Raw genomic sequence first — 12,684 nt, 5'->3', positions numbered from 1 at the left:
CCCATTTTACAATAAAAAACCCCGGGCAGGGGCGAGTTTGAGGTTAAGTAAGACATGAGACTGACATCTAAAGGGCGTTATGCCGTGACCGCGATGCTGGACGTTGCGCTCAACTCCGAAGCGGGCCCGGTTCCGTTGGCAGATATTTCTGAACGACAAGGGATCTCCCTCTCTTACCTGGAACAGCTGTTCTCCAGACTGCGTAAAAATGGACTGGTTTCCAGCGTTCGTGGCCCGGGCGGCGGTTATCTGCTGGGTAAAGACGCGGGCAGTATTGCGGTTGGTGAAGTGATTAGCGCCGTTGACGAATCCGTGGACGCGACCCGTTGCCAGGGTAAAGGCGGCTGCCAGGGCGGCGATAAGTGCCTGACCCACGCGCTGTGGCGCGATCTGAGCGACCGTCTGACGGGCTTCCTGAACAATATCACCCTCGGTGAACTGGTGAATAACCAGGAAGTTCTGGATGTATCAGGCCGTCAGCACAGCCATGATTCACAACGCAGCACCCGCGCGCAGGACGCTATCGACGTCAAATTACGCGCGTAATAAAACGATAAGTATTTCAGAATCAGGCCGGGGCGGTCACGCCCCGCGTACTCGGTCGTACATCCAGCCGGTTGCCTGATTCCTTGCATTGAAGCGATGTACGGAGTTTAAAGAGCAATGAAATTACCGATTTATCTCGATTACTCCGCAACCACGCCGGTGGACCCGCGTGTTGCCGAGAAAATGATGCAGTGTCTTACCCTGGACGGAAACTTTGGTAACCCAGCTTCCCGTTCACACCGTTTTGGCTGGCATGCTGAAGAGGCGGTGGATATCGCCCGTAATCAGATTGCTGACCTGGTGGGGGCCGACCCGCGTGAGATTGTTTTCACCTCCGGTGCGACCGAATCCGACAACCTGGCGATCAAAGGTGCAGCCAACTTTTATCAGAAAAAAGGCAAGCACATCATCACCAGCAAAACCGAACACAAAGCTGTGCTGGACACCTGCCGTCAGCTGGAGCGTGAAGGGTTCGACGTGACTTACCTGGCGCCGCAGAGCAACGGGATCATCGACCTGAAAGAGCTCGAAGCGGCCATGCGTGATGACACCATTCTGGTCTCCATCATGCACGTTAACAACGAAATCGGCGTCGTTCAGGACATCGCGACCATCGGCGAAATGTGCCGCGCGCGCGGTATCATCTACCACGTGGATGCGACCCAGAGCGTGGGCAAACTGCCTATCGACCTGAGCCAGCTGAAAGTAGACCTGATGTCCTTCTCCGGCCACAAAATCTATGGCCCGAAAGGGATCGGCGCGCTGTACGTTCGTCGTAAGCCACGTATCCGCATCGAAGCACAGATGCACGGCGGCGGTCACGAGCGCGGCATGCGTTCCGGCACGCTGCCTGTTCACCAGATCGTGGGCATGGGCGAAGCGTACCGCATTGCAAAAGAAGAGATGGAAACCGAGATGGCGCGCCTGCGCACGCTGCGTAACCGTCTGTGGGATGGCGTGAAAGATATGGAAGAAGTGTATCTGAACGGCGATCTCGAGCAGGGCGCACCAAACATTCTCAACGTCAGCTTCAACTATGTTGAAGGCGAATCGCTGATTATGGCACTGAAAGACCTGGCCGTTTCTTCCGGTTCTGCCTGTACGTCTGCAAGCCTGGAGCCATCCTACGTGCTGCGCGCGCTGGGCATGACCGACGAGCTGGCACACAGCTCTATCCGTTTCTCTTTAGGTCGTTTCACTACCGAAGAAGAGATTGACTACACCATCAAGCTGGTTCGCAACTCCATTGGCCGTCTGCGCGACCTTTCTCCACTGTGGGAAATGTTCAAGCAGGGCGTGGATCTGAACAGCATTGAATGGTCACATCACTAATCGGTACATAAGGAGAATTCAATCATGGCATACAGCGAAAAAGTCATCGATCATTACGAGAACCCGCGCAACGTTGGCTCTTTTGACAACAGCGACGAATCTGTCGGTAGCGGCATGGTTGGCGCACCGGCGTGTGGCGACGTGATGAAGTTGCAGATTAAAGTCAACAATGAAGGTATCATTGAAGACGCGCGCTTCAAGACCTACGGCTGCGGTTCTGCAATTGCGTCCAGCTCTCTGGTCACCGAATGGGTGAAGGGCAAGTCTCTGGACGAAGCACAGGCAATCAAGAACACGGATATTGCTGAAGAACTCGAACTGCCGCCGGTGAAAATTCACTGTTCTATTCTGGCAGAAGACGCGATCAAAGCCGCCATTGCGGATTATAAAAGCAAACGTGAAGCAAAATAATTGAGGTTTGAGTATGTCGATTACCCTTAGCGACAGCGCTGCCGCGCGAGTAAGCTCTTTTCTGGCGAACCGTGGTAAAGGCTTTGGCCTGCGACTGGGCGTACGTACCTCCGGCTGTTCTGGTATGGCTTACGTACTGGAGTTTGTTGACGAGCCGGCGTCTGACGACACCGTGTTTGAAGACAAGGGCGTGAAGGTGGTGGTCGATGGCAAAAGCCTGCAATTCCTCAACGGCACTCAGCTGGACTTCGTTAAAGAAGGCCTGAACGAAGGGTTCAAATTCACGAACCCGAACGTCAAAGACGAGTGTGGTTGCGGCGAAAGCTTCCACGTTTAACCGCGCGTCATCCGAAACCCCACCGCAGGATCTCTGCGCGTGGGGTTTGTTCTAACAGGCTACCCCTGAGATTGTTATGGATTACTTCACTCTCTTCGGACTACCCGCTCAATACCCGATCGATCTCCAGTCGCTGACGATCCGTTTTCAGGATCTGCAGCGTCAGTATCATCCGGATAAATTCGCCAGCGGGACGCAGGCAGAACAGCTGGCTGCGGTTTCCCACTCTGCCACCATCAATCAGGCCTGGCAGACGCTTCGCCATCCGCTGGCGCGCGCTGAGTATCTGCTCTCGCTCCACGGTTTCGACCTGGCGAGCGAGCAGCACACCGTGCGCGACACGGCGTTTCTGATGGAGCAGCTGGAGCTGCGCGAAGAGCTGGATGAGATTGAACAGGCCAAAGACGAAGCGCGTCTGGAAAGCTTCATTAAGCGCGTGAAGGGCATGTTCGATACCCGCCATCAGCAGATGGTGGAGCAACTGAACAACGAGACCTGGGATGTAGCGGCAGACACTGTGCGCAAACTCCGTTTTCTCGATAAACTGCGAAGCAGTGCTGAACAACTCGAAGAAAAGCTGCTCGATTTTTAATTTCGGAAGCAATTATGGCCTTATTACAAATTAGTGAGCCTGGCTTAAGTGCCGCACCGCACCAGCGTCGTCTGGCGGTGGGTATTGATCTCGGCACCACCAATTCCCTTGTGGCAACCGTGCGCAGCGGCCAGGCGGAAACGCTGGCCGACGAGCAGGGCCGCCATCTGCTGCCTTCCGTGGTCCACTACCAGCAGCAGGGTCACGCGGTCGGCTATGACGCCCGCGCCAACGCCGCGCGCGATCCGGCCAACACTATCAGCTCCGTAAAGCGCATGATGGGCCGCTCGCTGACCGATATTCAGACCCGCTATCCGCATCTGCCGTATCAGCTGCAGGCCAGTGAAAACGGCCTGCCGATGATCGCGACCGCGGCCGGTCTGCTGAACCCGATTCGTGTTTCCTCCGACATCCTCAAAGCGCTGGCGGCACGCGCGACGGCGACGCTCGGCGGCGATCTGGACGGTGTAGTCATTACCGTTCCGGCCTATTTTGACGATGCACAGCGTCAGGGCACCAAAGACGCGGCGCGTCTGGCGGGCCTGCACGTACTGCGCCTGCTGAACGAACCGACGGCGGCGGCGATTGCCTACGGCCTCGACTCCGGTCAGGAAGGGGTCATTGCGGTTTATGATCTCGGTGGCGGCACCTTTGATATCTCGATCCTGCGCTTAAGCCGCGGGGTGTTTGAAGTGCTGGCGACGGGCGGGGATTCCGCGCTGGGCGGCGATGACTTCGACCATCTGCTGGCGGACTACATCCGCGAGCAGGCGGGCATCAGCGATCGCAGCGATGCGCGCGTGCAGCGTGAACTGCTGGATGCGGCTATCGACGCCAAAATCGCCCTGAGCGATGCGCAGACGGTTACCGTAAACGTTGCGGGCTGGCAGGGTGACATTACCCGCGACCAGTTCGACGACCTGATTGCCCCGCTGGTAAAACGCACCCTGATGGCCTGTCGTCGCGCGCTGAAAGATGCGGGCGTTGAGGCCAGCGAGGTGCTGGAAGTGGTCATGGTGGGCGGTTCGACCCGCGTGCCGCTGGTGCGCGAGCGCGTGGGCGAATTCTTTGGCCGCACGCCGCTGACCTCCATCGACCCGGACAAAGTGGTTGCCGTGGGCGCCGCAATCCAGGCCGATATTCTGGTCGGCAACAAGCCGGACAGCGAAATGCTACTGCTGGACGTTATCCCGCTGTCCCTTGGTTTAGAAACTATGGGCGGTCTGGTGGAGAAAGTGATCCCGCGTAACACCACCATTCCGGTGGCGCGTGCGCAGGAGTTCACCACCTTCAAAGACGGCCAGACCGCAATGTCCATCCACGTGATGCAGGGCGAGCGCGAGCTGGTGCAGGACTGCCGCTCTCTGGCGCGCTTTGCGCTGCGCGGCATTCCGGCGCTGCCGGCGGGCGGGGCGCATATTCGCGTCACCTTCCAGGTAGATGCGGACGGCCTGCTGAGCGTCACGGCGATGGAAAAATCGACCGGCGTGGAATCGTCCATTCAGGTGAAGCCGTCCTACGGCCTGACCGATGGCGAAATCGCCTCCATGATTCAGGACTCAATGAGCTACGCCGAGCAGGATGTGAAGGCGCGTATGCTGGCTGAACAAAAAGTTGAAGCCGCCCGCGTGCTGGAGAGCCTGAACGGCGCGCTCGCTGCCGATGCCGCGCTGTTAAGCGCCGCTGAGCGCCAGGTGATTGACGACGCTGCCGCGCGCTTAAGCGCTGTCGCAGTAGGCGATGACGCTGACGCAATAGAAGAAGCCATTAAAAACGTTGATAAACAAACCCAGGACTTCGCTGCTCGCCGCATGGACAAATCTGTCCGCGTCGCGCTGAAAGGCCAGTCCGTGGACGAGGTTTAATATGCCAAAGATTGTTATTTTGCCTCATGCGGACCTCTGTCCGGATGGCGCTGTTCTGGAAGCGAAGACCGGTGAAACCATTCTCGATGTAGCCCTGCGTGCAGGTATCGAAGTGGAACACGCCTGTGAAAAATCCTGTGCCTGCACCACCTGCCACTGCATCGTGCGTGAAGGTTTCGACTCTCTCGCCGAGAGCACCGAAGACGAAGACGACATGCTGGATAAAGCATGGGGTCTGGAGCCAGACAGCCGCCTGAGCTGCCAGGCCGCGGTGACCGATGAAGATCTGGTCGTGGAATTCCCACGCTACACCATCAACCACGCACGCGAGCATTAATATGGGACTAAAGTGGACAGACAGCCGTGAAATCGGCGAAGCGCTCTACGACGCGAACCCGGATCTCGATCCGAAGACCGTACGATTCACCGACATGCATCAGTGGATCTGCGATTTAGAGGATTTCGACGACGATCCAAACGCATCCAATGAAAAAATTCTGGAGGCGATTCTGTTAGTCTGGTTAGATGAAGCAGAATAAATAACAAAACGGGCTGCCTTCAGGCGGCCCGTTTGCTAGTTGCTAATAAGGATAAATAAAATGACCGAGGCGATGAAGATTACGCTCTCTACGCAGCCAGCCGATGCGCGCTGGGGCGAGAAAGCCAGCTACAGCATCAACAACGACGGTATTACCCTGCACCTGACGGGCAAAGATGATCTGGGCCTGATCCAGCGCGCCGCGCGTAAAATTGACGGCCTGGGTATTAAGCATGTGTCCCTGGAAGGTGAAGGCTGGGATACCGACCGCAGCTGGGCATTCTGGGCGGGCTACAAAGGCCCGAAAGGCACCCGCAAAATTGAGTGGGCGAACCTCGACGAAGCCGGTCAGAAAGAGCTGGAAAGCCGCCTGCAAATTATCGACTGGGTGCGCGACACCATTAACGCTCCGGCGGAAGAGCTCGGTCCGGAGCAACTGGCGCAGCGCGCGGTTGACCTGCTTTGCGGCGTGGCGGGCGACAAGATGTCCTACCGCATCACCAAAGGTGAAGACCTGCGCGAGCAGAACTACATGGGTATCCACACCGTGGGCCGAGGTTCTGAGCGACCTCCGGTCCTGCTGGCGCTGGATTACAACCCAACCGGCGATAAAGAAGCGCCGGTCTTTGCCTGCCTGGTCGGGAAAGGCATCACTTTTGATACCGGCGGCTACAGCCTGAAGCAGAGCGCGTTCATGGATTCCATGAAGTCCGACATGGGCGGCGCGGCAACCATCACCGGCGCGCTGGCGTTCGCCATCACCCGCGGTCTGAACAAGCGCGTGAAGCTCTACCTGTGCTGCGCGGACAACATGGTCAGCGGCAACGCCTTCAAGCTGGGCGACATCATTCGCTACCGCAACGGCAAAAACGTTGAGGTGATGAACACCGACGCGGAAGGCCGTCTGGTGCTGGCCGATGGCCTGATCGACGCCTCTGCCCAGAAACCAGAGCTGATTATCGATATGGCAACCCTGACCGGCGCGGCGAAAACCGCCCTGGGTAATGACTACCATGCGCTGTTCAGCTTCGATGACAAGCTGGCCGCTCGCCTGCTGGCAAGCGCCGCTGCGGAAAACGAACCGTTCTGGCGTCTGCCGCTGGCCGAGTTCCACCGCAGCCAACTGCCGTCCAACTTTGCCGAGCTGAACAACACCGCGAGCGCTGCATACCCGGCGGGGGCAAGCACCGCCGCAGGCTTCCTGTCTCACTTCGTTGAGAATTATCATGAAGGCTGGCTGCACATCGACTGCTCCGCAACCTACCGTAAAGCGGCGGTTGAGCAGTGGTCCGCGGGCGCGACCGGTCTGGGCGTGCGTACCGTGGCGAACCTGCTGACGGCTGAGTAATCGTTATTGCCCTCACCCTAACCCTCTCCCACAGGGAGAGGGGATGGTTTGCTCCCTCTCCCTGTGGGAGAGGGCCGCGGTGAGGGGAAATGCATCATCTGGAATTGTTATGTCCGAAACCAAAAACGAATTAGAAACCCTGCTGGAGCAGGCGGCGACCGAGCCCGCACACCGTCCGGCATTTTTCCGCACGCTGCTGGAGTCCACCGTCTGGGTGCCGGGCACCGCGGCGGAAGGCGAGCAGGTTGTCGAAGACAGCGCGCTGGATCTGCTGCACTGGGAAAAAGACGACGGCTCTTCGGTGATCCCGTTCTTCACCTCGCTGGAAGCCCTGCAGGAAGCGGTAGAAGATGAACAGGCGTTCGTGGTAATGCCGGTGCGTACCCTGTTTGAAATGACGCTGGGCCAGACGCTGTTCCTCAACGCGAAGCTGCCAACCGGGAAAGAATTCACCCCGCGTGAAATCAGCCACCTGATTGGCGAAGAGGGTAACCCTCTCAGTACCCAGGAGGTGCTGGAAGGGGGGGAAACGCTGCTGCTGTCTGAGGTGGCCGAGCCGCCTGCGCAGATGATAGATTCCCTGACTACGCTCTTCAAAACCCTGAAACCAGTAAGACGCGCGTTCCTCTGCTCTATCAAAGAGAGCGCTGACGAAAAGCCTGTTTTGCTGATTGGCATTGAAGCCGACGGCGATATCGACGACATCATTCAGGCGGCGGGAAGCGTGGCGACCGACACGCTGCCGGGCGACGAGCCGATCGATATCTGTCAGGTGACGAAAGGTGAGAAGGGCATCAGCCACTTTATCACCGAGCACATCACCCCGTTCTACGAGCGTCGCTGGGGCGGCTTCCTGCGCGATCTCAAAACTAACCGCATTATCTGATTACGGCGGGGTGAGTTTCACCCCGTTGCTTCCAGCAGGAGTAAATCCATCAGCAGCACCAGATTCGACTCAAACGACGTCACTCCTGCGGCTTCGGCGGCGAAGTGTACCGCTTCGTCATAGAGGGCAAAGTGCACGTCCGCCATCCCCGCCAGCGTATTGGCCGAGGCGCGGGTAAACGCGACGATGGTCATGCCGACGTTTTTGGCAATCCGCGCTTTGTCCAGCACCTGCTCCGTTTCGCCGCTGCGCGAGACGGCAATAAACACCTGATAGCGCGCGGCGTTGCTGAGAAATATATTACGGCTGTCCCCCGGCCCGGAGATGAACGCCGTTTTGCCCAGTACCTGTAATTTCTTGGTCAGGTACTCGGCAAAGAGATAGGAAAAACCGGCGCCGTAGAGAAAGAAGCTCTCTTTCTGGCGCAGGAGGTCGGCAAACTGCTGGCGCTTCTCCTGCGTGACCCACTGGAAGGTGTGTTGATAGTTGGCGATAAACTGATTAAACAGCGCCGGGAGTTCAGGAAGGGATTGCGCCTCGGCTGCTATATGCGGCGTGTCGGAGAGCAGTTGCTTGCAGTGCCAGATAAATTCGCTAAAGCCGCTGAACCCCAGCTTCTGACACAGCCGCATAATGGTGGCGGTCGAAACAAACGTCGCCTGCGCCAGCTCGCGCACCGTGATATTGCCTACCAGCAGCGGATGCTCCGTGAGGTGGGCGAGGACGCGATACTCCGCGCGGGTCAATGACGCTCCGCGCGTTAACAGCGTGGCCAGGCGGTTATCCATTATTTCGCGGGTTCGACAGGCAGATCTTCCCGCGCACCCCATTCGCTCCAGGCGCCGTCGTAGAGCGTGACGTCGCTTACGCCGAGCGTGGCAAGCGCCAGAATCACTACGCAGGCCGTTACGCCGGAGCCGCAGCTGGCAATAATCGGACGATGTAAATCCACGCCAGCACGGTCAAAAATGGCGCGCAGCTCGTCGGTGGTTTTCAGCTCGCCTTCAAACACCAGGTCGCCCCACGGCACGTTCAGCGCGCCCGGAATATGTCCACGCTTCAGCCCCGGACGCGGCTCGTCCGCTTCGGCATTAAAGCGAGGCGCAGGTCGGGCATCGACGATTTGCGCCGTTTTTTCATGGCTCGCGACCAGGACGTCGGTCAGGCGTTTCACCACGTTAGCGTCGAACGTCGCGTCGAATTCCCCTTCCGGCAGCGTTACGTCGCCCTGCTGGAGCGGCAGCTCGTCGCGCTTCCAGCCCGCCAGCCCGCCCGCCAGAATCGAGACTTTTTCCACGCCAGACTGTTTCAGCATCCACCACGCGCGCGGCGCGGAGAAGAGATTACCTTCATCGTAAACAACAAGATGTTTGTCTTTGCTGACGCCCAGCTCGCGCATCGCCACGGAAAACGCTTCCGGGCGCGGCAGCATGTGCGGCAGGGGAGAGGTGTGATCGGAGAGAGCTTCGATATCAAAAAATACCGCGCCAGGCAGATGCCCTTCGCGGTATTCACCTGGAACGTCACGATGTTCCTGGCCCGGAGGGGCCATACGCGCGTCAATAATCTGGACTTCCGGATCGTCGCCGTGCTCAATCAGCCAGTCGGCGGCGACAAAATATGAGGTGGACATGGGTTGCCTCCATTCTTTTCCGTAAAAAAGGATTGTCGGTGTTTTTTCTGACACCGACAAGCAAACCTCGTTCAACTCGCGAGCAAGCCCCTATTTTTTCACTGGTTCGCCGTCCTGCCAGGCTTTTTGCAGCGCAGGCCAGTAGTCGCGGTTGGCCTCGATCATCTCATCCAGAATCGCTTTTGCATGCTCCATGGTCGGCACGGTGCGGTTGAGGGTGAACGCCTGCAGGGCTTTCTCATAGCTGCCCTCGATGGTCGCCTCCACCAGAAGCTGTTCCGAGGCGAGCTGCTGTTGCAGCAGAGTCTGATGGAACAGCGGCACCTGACCGACACGGATCGGTTCCGGGCCTTCGGAGGTGATATAGGCGGGCACTTCCACCACCGCATCGTACGGCAGATTGGTTATCGCCCCGCGGTTTTCCACCATCACCAGATGTCGTTGGCGCAGGTTAAAGGCCAGCGAGCAGGCTACGTCAACGATAAACTCGCCGTGAACACCCACGTGGAAGGCATCCGGTAAAATCCCGGTGCGCTTGTACTCTTCAGCAGCAGCAAAAAGTTTTTTCTCACGCCCGTTCATCACTTCGTTAGCACGGGTATAGTCCGGGTTCTGGTGCTCCACAATCTGGTTCGGCATCAGGTAGTACTGCAGGTACGGGTTCGGCAGGTACTCCGGGAAGTTATCCATAATCGGCTTGATGTTGCGCCAGGTTTTAACCCACGACGGATCGGAGTGCTGCGGATCGGTTTTGGCCGCATCTTCCGTCAGCAGGCCAAACTTCGCGATATGCTTACGCAGCGCCGGCAGCTTGTCCTCGCCGTCCACCAGCACGCGGGTAAACCAACCGAAGTGGTTCAGGCCGAAGTAGTCCACTTCCAGCCTGCGGCGATCCACGCCCAGAATGGCGCCCATGTTGCGCATGGCGGCGACGGGCATATCGCAAATATTCAACACCCGCGCGTTAGGGCGCAGGCGGCGCACGCCTTCCGCGACGATCGCCGCCGGGTTGGAGTAGTTCACGATCCAGGCCTTCTCATGCGCGTAGCGATCCACCAGATCGATAAGCTCGACCATCGGCAGGATCGTGCGCAGTCCGTAGGCCAGCCCGCCGGGGCCGCAGGTCTCCTGGCCGACCACGCCGTGACGCAGCGGGATCTTCTCATCCTGCTCGCGCATTTTATACTGGCCGACGCGCATCTGGGCGAAGACGAAATGCGCGCCGCTGAAGGCCACTTCCGGGTCACTGGTGACGGTAAATTTGATGCTCTGGCTGTGGTCGCGAATGACCTTTTCGACGACGGGCGCAATGGTGTTCTGACGCGTTTCGTCGATGTCATAGAGGCGAATTTCGGCCAGCGGGAAATCCTGCAGGCGCACCATCAGGCTTTTTACAATACCCGGCGTGTAGGTGCTGCCGCCGCCGGCAATCGACAGAATAAATGGGGGTGTAAACATCTTTAGCTCCTTTCAGAGAAACGTCTCAACGGCTTCTCGCATTTTTTTGACATGCAGCCCGTAGACCACCTGAACGTTGTTACCTTGTTTGATAACCCCTTTCGCGCCGGTCGCCTTCAGGCGAGGCTCGTCGATGATGGCGACGTCCTTCACCGTGACGCGTAAGCGGGTGTAGCAGTTATCCACAACCTCAATATTTTCCCGGCCGCCCAGGCCCACCACGATGGACTCGCCCAGTCCGTCGTTGTTGCCTTTCGCCTGGTACTCCTGCTTGCTGTAAAGGCGTGTCTCCTGATCTTCATCCTCACGGCCCGGCGTTTTCATGTTGAAGCGCAGGATCAGGAAGCGGAACACCACGAAGTAGAGGGCAAACACGATCAGCCCGACCACGATGTACATCGGCCAGTTGGACTTCTCCGTGCCGAGCGGCAGGTTGTAGAGGATGAAGTCGATAATCCCGTTGGCGCCGATGGCGTGAACGCCCAGCAGCGAGAACAGCATCATGCCGATGCCGGTCAGCACCGCATGCACCACGAACAGCAGCGGGGCGACGAACAGAAAGGAGAACTCAATCGGCTCGGTCACGCCGACCAGCAGTGAGGTCAGCGCCGCCGGGATCAGAATCGCTTTCGCAATGGCTTTACGCTCGGGCTTCGCGGTCATGTACATTGCCAGCGCGGCGGCGGGCAGCCCGAACATCTTGCTGATGCCGCGCGCGTCCCACACTACCGTGCTGCTGAGCTGCTTCACGTCCGGGCAGGCCATCTCGGCGAAGTAGATATTGCGCGCGCCCTGATAGGTTGCGCCGCACACCTCCTGCGTACCGCCCAGTTCGGTATAGAGGAACGGCGTATAAACCAGATGATGCAGGCCTGTCGGCACAAGAATGCGCTCAAGGAAACCGTAAATGGCTACGCCGAGCGGGCCGGAGCCTTTAATAGCCAGCGCCAGCGCGCTAATGCCGTGCTGAGCGTACGGCCAGAGTTCGCTCATTACCACGCCGAGCAGCATAGAGACGGGCAACATGACAATCGCCACAAAGCAGTGTCCGGAGTAAATCGCCATCGCGCCGTTAAACTGTACGCCGGAGTATTTGTTATACAGATAACCGGATAGCGCCCCGGTCAGGATCCCGGCGAACACGCCCATCTCCAGCACCTGCACGCCCAGCACCATGCTTTGACCCGCGGCTTTCATCTGCTCAGCAGGGGCCAACTCGCCCTGTAGCTGCAGCGTGACGTTCATGGCATTGATAAACACCACGAAGGTCACCAGCCCAATCAGCGCCGCGTAGCCTTTATCGCGCGTCGCCAGACCAATCGGGATCCCGACGGCAAACACCAGCGCCAGGTTGACCAGCACCGACACGGCAGACTTGGCGATCAGTTGGCCAATATTCTGAATAAGGGGATGCCCGAGAAAAGGCAGGTATTCTGCGAGGTTACCGTTACCCAGCACGTTACCAAAGGCGATAAACAGACCGACGATCGGTAAGATAAGTACCGGTCCGTACAATGATTTTCCGAAATTTTGTAGGGCGTTCACGGCTCGTTTCATAGCTTTCTCTCTTTTTGAACCGCGCACTCGGGGTGCGTCATGGTCATAAAGCTAGCAGTCTTCAGGCGAGCTTATCCAGCTATCTTCTTGTTTTAAAAACAAATGACGTGAAAGGTAACATGTGACGTTATGTGCTGTGATCGCGGTTTCATCCCGGTGTAACGGGGGAATGCCATTCTGC

At 58.1% G+C, this 12,684-nt stretch carries 14 protein-coding genes; 10 read left to right on the top strand and 4 right to left on the bottom strand.

Features of this window, described 5'->3' with window-relative positions; genetic code table 11:
- Window positions 1-54: 54 nt before the first annotated feature.
- The 10 genes from iscR (at window position 55) to sseB (ending at window position 7,855) form a co-directional block, all read left to right on the top strand.
- Window positions 55-546, top strand: a complete 492-nt coding sequence (gene iscR, locus ACR42C_RS16895) for a Fe-S cluster assembly transcriptional regulator IscR (RefSeq protein WP_008502158.1) — start codon at window positions 55-57, stop codon at window positions 544-546.
- A gap of 117 nt (window positions 547-663) precedes the next feature.
- Window positions 664-1,878, top strand: coding sequence for a cysteine desulfurase (gene iscS / locus ACR42C_RS16890; protein ID WP_020883022.1), 1,215 nt, complete (start codon window positions 664-666; stop codon window positions 1,876-1,878).
- A 24-nt stretch (window positions 1,879-1,902) separates the two neighbouring features.
- Window positions 1,903-2,289 (top strand): Fe-S cluster assembly scaffold IscU, encoded by a 387-nt coding sequence (gene iscU, locus ACR42C_RS16885; protein ID WP_003860661.1) that lies wholly within the window; start codon window positions 1,903-1,905, stop codon window positions 2,287-2,289.
- Between the two features lie 13 nt (window positions 2,290-2,302).
- Window positions 2,303-2,626 carry an iron-sulfur cluster assembly protein IscA gene (gene iscA, locus ACR42C_RS16880; RefSeq protein ID WP_003860659.1) on the top strand — a complete coding sequence of 108 codons (324 nt, stop codon included), beginning with the start codon at window positions 2,303-2,305 and terminating at the stop codon, window positions 2,624-2,626.
- Window positions 2,627-2,702: 76 nt separating this feature from the next.
- Window positions 2,703-3,218, top strand: coding sequence for a co-chaperone HscB (gene hscB, locus ACR42C_RS16875; protein WP_116343281.1), 516 nt, complete (start codon window positions 2,703-2,705; stop codon window positions 3,216-3,218).
- Between the two features lie 14 nt (window positions 3,219-3,232).
- Window positions 3,233-5,083 (top strand): Fe-S protein assembly chaperone HscA, encoded by a 1,851-nt coding sequence (hscA, locus tag ACR42C_RS16870; protein WP_163330588.1) that lies wholly within the window; start codon window positions 3,233-3,235, stop codon window positions 5,081-5,083.
- A gap of 1 nt (window position 5,084) precedes the next feature.
- Window positions 5,085-5,420 carry an ISC system 2Fe-2S type ferredoxin gene (gene fdx, locus ACR42C_RS16865; protein ID WP_003860652.1) on the top strand — a complete coding sequence of 112 codons (336 nt, stop codon included), beginning with the start codon at window positions 5,085-5,087 and terminating at the stop codon, window positions 5,418-5,420.
- A 1-nt stretch (window position 5,421) separates the two neighbouring features.
- The gene (gene iscX / locus ACR42C_RS16860; protein WP_003860650.1) at window positions 5,422-5,622 is read left to right on the top strand and encodes a Fe-S cluster assembly protein IscX; all 201 of its coding nucleotides are present in this window, start codon (window positions 5,422-5,424) and stop codon (window positions 5,620-5,622) included.
- A 60-nt stretch (window positions 5,623-5,682) separates the two neighbouring features.
- Window positions 5,683-6,969, top strand: a complete 1,287-nt coding sequence (gene pepB / locus ACR42C_RS16855; protein WP_116343277.1) for an aminopeptidase PepB — start codon at window positions 5,683-5,685, stop codon at window positions 6,967-6,969.
- Between the two features lie 109 nt (window positions 6,970-7,078).
- Window positions 7,079-7,855, top strand: a complete 777-nt coding sequence (gene sseB, locus ACR42C_RS16850) for an enhanced serine sensitivity protein SseB (RefSeq protein WP_116343275.1) — start codon at window positions 7,079-7,081, stop codon at window positions 7,853-7,855.
- A gap of 17 nt (window positions 7,856-7,872) precedes the next feature.
- Here sseB and ACR42C_RS16845 read toward each other — a convergent pair whose 3' ends face one another.
- From ACR42C_RS16845 to ACR42C_RS16830, 4 genes are all read right to left on the bottom strand, one after another.
- Window positions 7,873-8,643 carry a MurR/RpiR family transcriptional regulator gene (locus tag ACR42C_RS16845; RefSeq protein WP_116343273.1) on the bottom strand — a complete coding sequence of 257 codons (771 nt, stop codon included), beginning with the start codon at window positions 8,641-8,643 and terminating at the stop codon, window positions 7,873-7,875.
- Window positions 8,643-9,488, bottom strand: coding sequence for a 3-mercaptopyruvate sulfurtransferase (sseA, locus tag ACR42C_RS16840; RefSeq protein WP_320719967.1), 846 nt, complete (start codon window positions 9,486-9,488; stop codon window positions 8,643-8,645). Before sseA ends, ACR42C_RS16845 begins: the two co-directional genes overlap by 1 nt.
- 90 nt (window positions 9,489-9,578) lie before the next feature.
- Window positions 9,579-10,946, bottom strand: a complete 1,368-nt coding sequence (locus tag ACR42C_RS16835) for a 6-phospho-alpha-glucosidase (RefSeq protein ID WP_479984358.1) — start codon at window positions 10,944-10,946, stop codon at window positions 9,579-9,581.
- Between the two features lie 12 nt (window positions 10,947-10,958).
- Window positions 10,959-12,503, bottom strand: a complete 1,545-nt coding sequence (locus tag ACR42C_RS16830) for a PTS transporter subunit EIIC (RefSeq protein WP_163330584.1) — start codon at window positions 12,501-12,503, stop codon at window positions 10,959-10,961.
- Between the last annotated feature and the right edge of the window lie 181 nt (window positions 12,504-12,684).

Source organism: Enterobacter sp. MG-EB028, from assembly GCF_056673305.1.
The sequence above is the reverse complement of the archived record's forward strand: the minus strand, read 5'-3'. Positions and strand labels throughout refer to the sequence as shown.

Bases quoted from the DNA above. Each gene is read 5' to 3' on its own strand.
- sseA (WP_320719967.1), bottom strand. From the start codon at position 9,488: ATGTCCACCTCATATTTTGTCGCCGCCGACTGGCTGATTGAGCACGGC.
- ACR42C_RS16845 (WP_116343273.1), bottom strand. From the start codon at position 8,643: ATGGATAACCGCCTGGCCACGCTGTTAACGCGCGGAGCGTCATTGACC.
- iscR (WP_008502158.1), top strand. From the start codon at position 55: ATGAGACTGACATCTAAAGGGCGTTATGCCGTGACCGCGATGCTGGAC.
- ACR42C_RS16835 (WP_479984358.1), bottom strand. From the start codon at position 10,946: ATGTTTACACCCCCATTTATTCTGTCGATTGCCGGCGGCGGCAGCACC.
- iscS (WP_020883022.1), top strand. From the start codon at position 664: ATGAAATTACCGATTTATCTCGATTACTCCGCAACCACGCCGGTGGAC.
- iscU (WP_003860661.1), top strand. From the start codon at position 1,903: ATGGCATACAGCGAAAAAGTCATCGATCATTACGAGAACCCGCGCAAC.
- fdx (WP_003860652.1), top strand. From the start codon at position 5,085: ATGCCAAAGATTGTTATTTTGCCTCATGCGGACCTCTGTCCGGATGGC.
- sseB (WP_116343275.1), top strand. From the start codon at position 7,079: ATGTCCGAAACCAAAAACGAATTAGAAACCCTGCTGGAGCAGGCGGCG.
- hscB (WP_116343281.1), top strand. From the start codon at position 2,703: ATGGATTACTTCACTCTCTTCGGACTACCCGCTCAATACCCGATCGAT.
- hscA (WP_163330588.1), top strand. From the start codon at position 3,233: ATGGCCTTATTACAAATTAGTGAGCCTGGCTTAAGTGCCGCACCGCAC.
- iscX (WP_003860650.1), top strand. From the start codon at position 5,422: ATGGGACTAAAGTGGACAGACAGCCGTGAAATCGGCGAAGCGCTCTAC.
- ACR42C_RS16830 (WP_163330584.1), bottom strand. From the start codon at position 12,503: ATGAAACGAGCCGTGAACGCCCTACAAAATTTCGGAAAATCATTGTAC.
- iscA (WP_003860659.1), top strand. From the start codon at position 2,303: ATGTCGATTACCCTTAGCGACAGCGCTGCCGCGCGAGTAAGCTCTTTT.
- pepB (WP_116343277.1), top strand. From the start codon at position 5,683: ATGACCGAGGCGATGAAGATTACGCTCTCTACGCAGCCAGCCGATGCG.